The organism is Bacteroides sp. AM37-9, from assembly GCF_003603455.1.
GTDB classification, from domain to species: Bacteria; Bacteroidota; Bacteroidia; order Bacteroidales; family Bacteroidaceae; genus Bacteroides; species Bacteroides xylanisolvens.
This window is the reverse complement of sequence record NZ_QTNF01000004.1, coordinates 17134-27597: the sequence shown is the minus strand read 5'-3', so window position 1 is coordinate 27597 and position 10464 is coordinate 17134. Positions and strand designations below refer to the sequence as shown.

Annotated in this window: 6 protein-coding genes; all 6 read left to right on the top strand. The window is 43.5% G+C overall.

Annotation, left to right across the window (positions count from 1 at the left end; genetic code table 11):
- Window positions 1-297: 297 nt before the first annotated feature.
- The 6 genes from DW862_RS03995 to DW862_RS03970 all read left to right on the top strand — a co-directional run bounded on the left by DW862_RS03995 (window position 298) and on the right by DW862_RS03970 (window position 10452).
- Complete coding sequence (locus DW862_RS03995) at window positions 298-2439, top strand: alpha-glucuronidase family glycosyl hydrolase (RefSeq protein ID WP_120067321.1); 2142 nt, start codon at window positions 298-300, stop codon at window positions 2437-2439.
- A 60-nt stretch (window positions 2440-2499) separates the two neighbouring features.
- Window positions 2500-2943 (top strand): VOC family protein, encoded by a 444-nt coding sequence (locus tag DW862_RS03990; protein WP_008026041.1) that lies wholly within the window; start codon window positions 2500-2502, stop codon window positions 2941-2943.
- Between the two features lie 117 nt (window positions 2944-3060).
- Window positions 3061-4527 carry an ATP-binding cassette domain-containing protein gene (locus DW862_RS03985; protein WP_120067320.1) on the top strand — a complete coding sequence of 489 codons (1467 nt, stop codon included), beginning with the start codon at window positions 3061-3063 and terminating at the stop codon, window positions 4525-4527.
- Window positions 4528-4622: 95 nt separating this feature from the next.
- A complete protein-coding gene (locus DW862_RS03980) occupies window positions 4623-5138 on the top strand; it encodes an RNA polymerase sigma factor (protein WP_008026044.1) in 516 nt (171 codons plus the stop codon).
- Window positions 5139-5780: 642 nt separating this feature from the next.
- Window positions 5781-6848, top strand: coding sequence for a FecR family protein (locus tag DW862_RS03975; protein ID WP_120067319.1), 1068 nt, complete (start codon window positions 5781-5783; stop codon window positions 6846-6848).
- A gap of 19 nt (window positions 6849-6867) precedes the next feature.
- Window positions 6868-10452, top strand: a complete 3585-nt coding sequence (locus tag DW862_RS03970) for a SusC/RagA family TonB-linked outer membrane protein (RefSeq protein WP_120067318.1) — start codon at window positions 6868-6870, stop codon at window positions 10450-10452.
- Window positions 10453-10464 lie beyond the last annotated feature (12 nt).

The following is a 10464-nucleotide window of genomic DNA, read 5'->3' as shown; positions in this document are numbered from 1 at the left end:
TAAATGATAATTTTGCGGAGTGCCCTGAAAGGGCTTAATTATATAGCGTAGGGCAACGCCCTACGTAAAAACGACAATCTGAATTTGCGCCCTGAAAGGGCATAATTGTATACAGTTCCGCCCTTTCAGGGCTTGTGGCTGGTGTGTTTTTTTCGTAGGGCGTTGCCCTACGCTATATAATTAAGCCCTTTCAGGGCACCCCAATAAATATATAATTGTAAGGCTTTCAGCCTAACTGCTAAATTCCCATTTAACCCTTAAATACCCATTCGTGAAACGAATTTTGAACTATTACTTATGAGGATTATATCTATATTGACATTTGTCCTGTTTTTCAGCTTTTTCTCTGTTTATGCAGAAGATGGGAGCGCTTTGTGGCTTCGTTATTCAACGGGAGCAAAAGCAATAATAATGAATAAGAAACAGTCTCCCACATTAAATATCGCCGTTTCCGAATTGCGGAACTTCTGGCAGGGAGGAATCCCCATAACGCTGGAAATACAGAAGAATAAGGAACTGCGTGCATTAGGAAATGACGGGTACATCATCCGCGCTTCTAAAGACGGTAACCATCTGACAATCATTTCTTCCGGTGAGCAAGGAATACTTTACGGAACTTATCATCTGCTTCGTCTGCAAGCCACCGGGCAATTATCCGAATCAACATTGAAGTCTTTAAATGTCTCCGAAAAACCGGATTACCGGATTCGCGTTTTGAATCATTGGGACAATCTGGACGGTACAATCGAACGTGGCTATGCCGGACATTCGCTTTGGAAATGGGACGAACTTCCTTCTGTTGTTTCTCCCCGCTATGAAGCCTATGCACGTGCCAATGCTTCCATTGGTATCAATGCTACTGTGATAAATAATGTCAATGCAAGTCCTAAGATACTATCTGATGATTATTTGCAGAAAGTCAAAGTTCTGGCAGACATCTTCCGTCCTTATGGTTTGAAAATATATCTTTCAATTAACTTTTCTTCCCCGGCAGCTTTAGGTGGTTTATCCACCTCCGATCCGTTGGATAAAGAGGTGATTGCCTGGTGGAAGAAAAAAGCCAAAGATATCTATTCGCTGATACCCGATTTCGGAGGCTTTTTGGTGAAAGCAAACTCCGAAGGACAACCCGGACCATGTGACTACGGGCGTACTCATGCCGAAGGGGCGAACATGCTTGCCGATGTATTGAAACCTTATCGCGGCATCGTCATGTGGCGTGCTTTCGTTTATTCGCCCACGGACAGCGACCGGGCCAAGCAAGCCTATCTTGAATTTGAACCTTTGGATGGAAAGTTCCGCGACAATGTCATTGTGCAGATAAAGAACGGCCCGATTGATTTCCAGCCCCGCGAACCGTTCAGCCCGTTATTCGGAGCCATGAAGAAAACACCCGTGATGCCGGAATTTCAGATAACACAGGAATATCTGGGATTCTCCAACCATCTCGTTTTTCTCGCTCCCATGTGGAAAGAATGTCTGGACAGCGACACTTACGTACAAGGCGCAGGCTCTACCATCGCCCGTGTGACGGACGGCTCCTTGTTCCCCCATTCATTGACGGCTATTGCCGGTGTCACCAATATCGGTGATGACATCAATTGGTGCGGACATCCTTTTGCGCAAGCCAACTGGTATGCTTTCGGGCGTCTTGCCTGGAAACATTCCCTTTCATCCGAAGAGATAGGCGAAGAGTGGCTGAAACAAACCTTCCTTCCTATTGCCGGACAACCATCCCGCAATTCCGTCAATGAAATATCTCCCAAAGAGAGACAACAACTTTACTCTCAACTCTCCCTTCTCAACTCTCAACTTCTCCAAGAGTCGAGGGAAGCAGTAGTAGATTATATGATGCCGTTAGGACTGCATCACATCTTTGCATGGGGACATCATTACGGGCCCGAGCCTTGGTGTGATATTCCCGGTGCCCGTCCCGACTGGATGCCTTCTTATTACCATAGGGCAGATGACGGCGGTATCGGATTCGACCGCAGCAGCAAAGGGAGCAATGCGACCGCACAATATCACTCTCCTTTATGCGAACAACTGGATAATGTAGACACCTGTCCCGAAAACCTGCTTCTTTGGTTTCACCATGTTCTCTGGAATCATCGGATGAAGAGCGGGCGTACACTTTGGGCAGAGTTGTGCTATGCTTATGATCGTGGGGTGCAAGAAACCAGAAACTTCCAGAAGTTATGGGCGCCTATGGAGAAATACATCGACCCGGAACGATTCCGTGACGTACAGCACCGGTTGAAGATTCAGGCACGTGACGCAGTGTGGTGGAAAGATGCCTGCTTGCTCTATTTCCAGCAATTCAGCAAGCAGCCGATACCTTATGAACTGGAACGTCCGGTGCATGAATTGAAAGATATGATGGAATACAAACTGAATATCACTAATTTTGAATGTCCGCCTTACGGATTTACCCGATAGAATGATTATATTTGTATCTTGATTATAAGAAACAAATAACAAACCATTAATCAGTAAACAATGAAATTCAGCAACGTAAGATTATTAGTGAAGGACTTCGCCAAATGTTTCAAATTCTACACCGAACAACTCGGACTAGAACCTGCTTGGGGAGATGAAAATAGCGGATACGCCAGTTTTAAAGTAGCCGACGGAATAGAAGGCTTCGCCCTTTTTGTATCCGACTGGATGGCACCTTCGGTAGGCAATGCAGATAAGCAGCAACCCGTTGCGATGCGTGAAAAATTAATGGTTTCATTCTATGTAGATAACGTAGACGAAACCTTTGCCGCCCTAAAAGCCAAAGGCGTGACGTTTATCAGTGAACCTACGGATATGCCCGATTGGGGGATGCGTACCTTGTATCTGCGCGACCCCGAAGAAAATCTTATAGAACTCTTTACCCCTCTGTCGCCGGAGAAATTTAGCCAGGAGCTTCTCGAAGAAGATAAGAAATTTCAATAAGGGATATTGCTAAAAAGGAACTTTTAATACGGTTTTCCTGTAAATAGACAAGAAAAGTGCTTATTCTGTGATAAAATTGTTACCTTTGCGGTCAAAAATAAAACAGAATATAAGAATATGAGCCAAAATACATTCTGCATGGCGGGGGGCGTAGCACGCAACCCGCTTGTGCGTTTAGCCAAACCTATCACGGCAACTATCGGAGCGAACGAACATATAGCCATTGTAGGTCCCAATGGGGGTGGCAAGAGCCTTTTTGTAGATACATTAATCGGAAAATATCCGCTACGTGAAGGAACACTCCAGTATGACTTTTCCCCTTCCGCTACTCAAACTGTTTATGATAATGTGAAATATATCGCGTTCCGTGATACTTATGGAGCGGCAGATGCCAATTATTACTACCAACAGCGTTGGAATGCGCACGACCAGGATGAAACGCCGGACGTCCGCGAAATGTTGGGAGAGATTAAAGACGAACAACTGAAAAATGAACTGTTCGAGCTCTTCCGCATCGAACCTCTTCTTGATAAAAAGATAATCCTTCTTTCAAGTGGTGAACTGCGTAAATTCCAGCTCACAAAGACACTGTTGACAGCCCCCCGCGTTCTGATAATGGATAATCCGTTTATCGGACTGGATGCGCCTACCCGCGAATTGTTATTCTCTTTGCTCGAACGTCTGACAAAAATGTCGTCCGTCCAGATTATTCTGGTGCTTTCCATGATGGATGATATACCTTCCTTTATCACTCACGTTATCCCTGTTGATAAAATGGAAGTGTTTTCCAAGATGGAACGCGAAGCCTACCTGACTGCTTTCCGCAACAGAGACGCAACTACTTCTTTCGATGAATTGCAGAAACGGATTATTGATTTGCCTTATGACGGCAACAACTATGACTCGGACGAAGTGGTGAAACTGAATAAGGTAAGTATCCGCTATGGCGACCGCACTATTCTGAACGAACTGGACTGGACAGTGCATCGTGGGGAGAAATGGGCGTTGAGCGGGGAGAACGGTGCAGGAAAGTCTACATTATTGAGTTTGGTTTGTGCGGATAATCCACAATCATACGCTTGCGACATCAGCCTTTTCGGACGCAAACGGGGAACCGGAGAAAGTATTTGGGAAATCAAGAAACACATCGGATATGTAAGTCCCGAGATGCATCGTGCTTATCTCAAAAACTTGCCGGCTATTGAAATCGTAGCCAGCGGACTGCACGACAGTATCGGACTGTACAAACGCCCCCAACCGGAGCAGATGGCTGTATGTGAGTGGTGGATGGATATATTCGGCATTGCCGATTTGAAAGACAAACCTTTCTTGCAGCTTTCCAGTGGGGAGCAACGTCTGGCTCTGTTGGCACGTGCTTTCGTCAAAGATCCTGAATTACTGATTTTGGACGAACCGCTTCATGGATTGGATACTTACAATCGTCGTCGGGTCAAAAAGGTGATCGAAGCCTTCTGTAAACGTAAAGATAAGACGATGATTATGGTAACACATTATGAATCAGAACTTCCGGATACGATTACAAACCGCATCTTCTTGAAAAGAAATGATACGTTAATATATTAGAATATGATTTCTAATATTTTTTAATGAATTGATTGCTTTTTGTGTTATTTGGCTATCTTTGTGCTTAATTAAATGCAAAAAGTAACCACAAAGATATGAATAGTAGCCAAAATGCCATAGCTGTATTGTATAGGAAATATTGGCAAAAGCTCTATATTCATGCATATAATCTGCTGAATGACGGAGAAAGCGCAAAGGATGTATTGAGTGATGTGTTTTGCTCAGTACTTGAAAACAGCGAGCAGTTTGAAGGGAAGACTGATTTGCTGCCTTTATTCTATGTTATGGTGAAAAACCGTTGCATTGACCACATACGTCATCAGAATGTAGTGAACCGGAATGCGGAAAGATACTTGGAAGAACTTTATAGCGGTTGGACTGCCAAAGAGTATCGGGACTACGAAGATAAAATAGACCGGATGCAGGAGAGTATCCGCCAGATGGCGCCGCAAATGCGCATAGTAGTGGAAGAGTTTTTTCTGAATGAAAAGAAATGTGCGGAAATTAGTGAAATATTAAATATCAGTGATAATACAGTCAGAACCCATATTGCCCGGGCTTTAAAAATACTCCGTAAACGATTGAGTGTCTTTTTACTTATTACAGTTTAATGTTGAATCCTGCTCTTCACTTGTTTCACACTTTAGCTGAACAACTATAAATCAGATATTTATGGTGAATGGAAGTAGGAAAAACAAAGTAAATAACCCTTCACACCCTTCACGCACTTATATGGATTTGTTGGGCATATATGTCTGACGTGTTGGATCTATATGTCTAGCATATTGGATCTATATGTCCAATACGCACGGCATATATCTCCTGTAAACAAGGTATTAATGCCTGATAATTCAAGAGTTAATACCTTATAGCTCAAGAGTTAATACTTGATAACTCAAAAGTTAATACCCAACGGGTCATTTGCTATAAGCTAATTTATTTTTGCTTATAGCATATTCTTTTTTGCTTATAGCATATTTACTTTAGCTCATAGCATATGAAAAAAGAGGTGAAGGATGTGAAGGGTTGTTTGCTTTGTTTTTCTGCTTCCCTTCACCATAAATGTCTGATTTATAGTTGTTCATCTCAATGGTGAAACCTGTGAACCGTTGGAATAGTGCATTTGTGTGTTATCGTCATTGGTATACAGGCTTCATCTTTTGTTCTTCTGAATTTCCATCAAGAAAAAAAATCTCTCATAGGTGTCATTAATTTCGGTTGGCTCTACGTATTAAGATAAACAGTTGATTATTATGATGGAAAATCCAGACCAGAATTCAGATTATGCATTGCGTGCGATACAGGAACCGAGACTAAGGGAGACGGAAGAGTTCAACCAGTGGATTAGCGTACCTGAAAACAAGGAACTATTTCTCGACTTGATGGCTTGCAAGGAAGCTGTGATGCGTGAAAGCTTGGATAGGAGACGCAAGGCAAAAATGAAAACACGTATTTGGGTAGCGGCTTCTGCTGTGGCTGCCGTTTTGGTTTTGGCCTTTCTTATACCTTCTTTACTTCCTTCTTTCTTTATAAAAAAAGAGGAACCGGTGCGATTCTTTGCCGCAACTGTCAGTGGAGAACATGTGATGTTGCAAATGGACGGCCATCATGAACAACAACTGTTGGAAGACAGTGTGATGGACATCAAAGAATGGAAAACATTGACGCCGGATACCACCTGCTGCCAAACGTTGACTACACCACGTGGAAAAAGTTTCCTATTGGTACTGTCCGACGGGACTAAAGTGTGGATAAATGCTGAAAGTAGCCTGCGCTATCCTGTCGCATTCAACGGGAAGGAACGACGGGTAGAGTTGAAAGGTGAAGCCTGCTTTGAAGTGGCAAAGGATGAAAAATGTCCCTTTATAGTAAGTGCCGACGGCATGGATACCCATGTACTGGGTACTAAATTCAATGTACGTTCATACGCAACAGAAGACCGCCACGTGACATTGGTGCAGGGAAAAGTGCAAGTGACCAACACGAACAGCCTTACGTCCGTAGTGCTTCAACCCGGACAGGACTTGACTTATACGGAAACCGGAGAAGAGAAAATATCGCGTGTCAACATAGCTACCTATACGGCATGGACAGAAGGAATGTTCTATTTTGAAGATTCGTCACTGGAAGAAATTATGAGTTCTCTGGGCAGATGGTACAACGTGAACGTAGACTTTGAACGGGTGGAACTATATAATATCCGCCTGAACTTTTGGGCGAACCGCAACGCTCATTTGGACGAGGCAGTGGAACTGCTGAATAAACTGGAAAAAGTACGTGTAGAATATCAGGACGGGACTATTACGATTAAACATATATAACTTTACAAATACAACTTTTATGAAAAAGCAACAAATTACATTGTCTCGCAAAAAGGCAATGAGAAAGGTCGTATGGATGAAAGCCGCCTTCTTATTGCTGATGTTTGTAATTGCCCTGCATGGACGGGCACAAAATACGGACAGCAAATTGATTTCTTTGGAACTAAAGGAAGCGCCATTGGGAGAGGCTTTGAAGCAGTTTAGCAATGTGTCCGGTTATAAGGTGAATTTTCCTAGTGAAGATGTCGGAGCGTACCGGGTAAGCGTAAGCATACATCAGTTGGCACCTTTGGCGGCACTCCAGAAAATACTGGAAGGGAAACCTTTTGAATATGAGGTGAAACAACATTTTATCACTGTCCGTAAAGTGAAGCCTGCATCGACTACTCGTAAAGTCAGGAACATCGAAGGGCGGGTAGTGGATGAAAAAGGGGATCCGCTGCCAGGTGCGAATATCCGGGGAATCGACAGCCCGTTTGGAGCTATTTCCGATATCAAAGGAAATTTCACTTGTAAAGTGATGGAGGAAACCCACACATTGGAAGTCTCTTTTGTCGGTATGCAAACTGAAAAGGTATCTATTAAAGGGCGTACTCATGTCAATGTGATTATGCATGAAGATAAACAGCAATTGGGAGATGTTGTAGTGACGGGTTATCAGCGCATTAGCCGTGAACGTTCTACTGCCTCTTTTGGCTTTATAGATTCTGAACAACTGACAAGGCAGATGCATAGTGACCTGGCGTCATCCTTGGAAGGGCAAATAGCCGGTTTGCGTATGAATATTAATCCGAATAACGGTGATATGAGCCCTATCCTTCGTGGTGTAGGTACGTTCTCGCCTAATGTTGGAACAATGCCGTTGATTGTTGTGGATGATATGCCGACCGACCTGACCTTGAGTGAGATAAATCCTTATAATGTAGAGAGTATTACTGTCTTGAAAGATGCCGCTGCAGCTAGTATTTATGGTGCTTTGGCTGCAAACGGAGTTATTGTGGTCACTACGAAGCAAGCCAAAAAAGAAGGTGCGAACGTGTCTATAAACGCCGACTGGTTTATCACTACCAAGCCAAATTTCAAGAGCTTGAATCTGGCTTCTACCAGTGAAATCATTGATTACCAAACGGCTGTATTTGATGCCAATGTAGCCGAAATAGGGAGTGCGTCGGGATACTTGTCCGGTTTTAAATCCGGATACTACAATCCTCTGTTCCAACTTTATCTGGATCGGGAAAATGGAGATGTCAGCAGTGATGAGGTAAATGCCACTTTGAATCAATGGCGCAATAATGACTATTATAAAGAATATCGCGACAACGCCTGGCGTACAGCCGTGACCCAACGTTATAATGTGAGTGTATCTCAAAAGGCCGGAAATAACAATCATTATCTTTCTTTTAATTATGAGACTGACAATCAGCGTATCATAAGCAGCAAGAGCAATCGGATTTCCTTGTATTACAAGTCGAACTATGCAATTACGAGTTGGATGAATGTGAATGCCGGCGTAGATGTACGTATGGGACGCAGCGACACACCGAATACAAGCTATACCGGCTATGCCATACAGCAAAGGTATGAACGGATATTGGATGCCGACGGCAATCGCTATACGTCTCCTTACGTCAATGTAGGTAACGTTTCTTACAATGGAAGTGTTGTGGGTGGTGCCGAGGGTGTTGCACCTTACAAATCGTTTGGCTTCAATGTGCTTGACGTACTGGATGAAAGTAAGACTAAATCACATGATGTCAGTATTCGTCCCTTCGTTAGTTTACAGGCTCGTTTCCTGAAAATGTTTAAGTACAACTTTATGTATCAGTATGAATGGAACAAGAGCAAGAACGAACAGTTTGATTCGGAAGATTCTTACGCAATACGTATGCTGCACAACAGTATGGTTGATACGGATGGAAAAGCGCATTTGCCGCAAGGTGGTCGATATTCCCAGTCGGAAGTTGAAAGTAAGCGCTATACTGTACGAAACCAGATAGACTTTGACAACAGCTGGAAAGATCATAGAGTGACTGCCATTGCCGGATTGGAATTTCGTGAAAACAAGATTCCGAAATCTACCAGTCAATTATTTTATGGCTACGATCCGCAAACGCTGACTTCCGATCAAATGAACTGGCAGGAATTTCGCGACGGTGTGGGAACCAGTGCCCTTTCCGGCAGTAGGATTACTTTGTCGGGGCTGCCCGGCACTTTAAAGGAACCCCGCCATCGTTATGCGTCTTTTTATGCGAATGCGGCATACTCTTTCCTATCCCGCTATCATCTGTCGGGAAGTATTCGTTGGGATCAAGCCGATCTGTTCGGTCTTGATATTCGTAAACAGCGTCATCCTTTGTGGTCTGTCGGTGCTTCCTGGATCCTGTCGGAAGAATCATTTATGAAAGAGATTTTTTGGTTGGATTATCTTAAAGCGCGTATGACTTACGGTATCAACGGTAACGTAGACCAAAGTTCGACCACTTATTTTATTGTCAAACAAAAGACACAGAGCAACCCTATCAAAACGACCTATCTGACGTATGAAGACGATGACCTGCCCAATCCGAAACTGCGTTGGGAAAAGACAGCTACTTATAATATAGGATTGGATTTCCGCCTGTTCAATAATGTGATTAGCGGTAGTTTGGAATACTACAACCGCCAGTCGTCCGATTTGCTTGTAAGCCGGTATATGGATCCGACTATGGGGGCAAAATCACGTAAAGTGAATAATGGCGAGATGCGTAACCGAGGGGTGGAACTTTCCCTCACGGCAAACATCGTCCGTAAGAAAGACTGGAATTTTGCTGTCGATTTCAACTTTGACTATAATAAGAACAAGATGCTGAAAGTGGATCACAGCGATGCGGACAATGTGTCGTCCTTTATTAAGAGTCCGCAGGACTATTTCATGGAAGGTACTAGTTATAATACGCTATGGGCTTATCGTATAGGCCGTATTGAGAATGGGTATCCGGTAGCGATGGATAAAGATGGGAATGATTTGGTGAAATTCAATGAAGATGGCACAGTAGCCAGTATTACTAGTAATTCATCGCTCAAAGGTACTGATGACTTGGTAAACCTCGGTTCATTGACTCCGAAATTCAGTGGCTCGCTGGCTTTCAGACTCAATTATAAGAATTTCGATCTGAATGCTTTCTTCGTGTATGCCGGTGGCAACAAACTGCGTAACAGTGTAGTGAGTATGAGTGACCAAATAGGAAGTCAGACGCTGAAAGGAATTTCCAACCGTTGGAGCGCGGATGAACCGGATGCGCAAGTACGTATGTATCACGATATGCCGTCACAAGTAAAAACTTATGCGGGTATTTTTGAGGATTGGTGGAAGTATGGCGATATAAACGTGAAGGATGCCGGCTATGTGAAATTGCGTAGCTTGAGTTTAGGTTATAACTTACCACTAACAATTTGCCAGCATCTTCGTCTCAATTCGCTGAAGGTAAAGGTACAAGTGAACAATCTGTTTACCTGGTGTAAGGCAGGGAGCGATATTGATCCCGAGAGTTACAATATGAATGGTGGAACACGTGGTATGGCTTCGCCCAAAACTTACTCCATCGGATTATCAACAAGTTTCTAACTATTTAAAAGA

Bases quoted from the DNA above. Each gene is read 5' to 3' on its own strand.
- DW862_RS03990 (WP_008026041.1), top strand. From the start codon at position 2,500: ATGAAATTCAGCAACGTAAGATTATTAGTGAAGGACTTCGCCAAATGT.
- DW862_RS03995 (WP_120067321.1), top strand. From the start codon at position 298: ATGAGGATTATATCTATATTGACATTTGTCCTGTTTTTCAGCTTTTTC.
- DW862_RS03970 (WP_120067318.1), top strand. From the start codon at position 6,868: ATGAAAAAGCAACAAATTACATTGTCTCGCAAAAAGGCAATGAGAAAG.
- DW862_RS03975 (WP_120067319.1), top strand. From the start codon at position 5,781: ATGATGGAAAATCCAGACCAGAATTCAGATTATGCATTGCGTGCGATA.
- DW862_RS03985 (WP_120067320.1), top strand. From the start codon at position 3,061: ATGAGCCAAAATACATTCTGCATGGCGGGGGGCGTAGCACGCAACCCG.
- DW862_RS03980 (WP_008026044.1), top strand. From the start codon at position 4,623: ATGAATAGTAGCCAAAATGCCATAGCTGTATTGTATAGGAAATATTGG.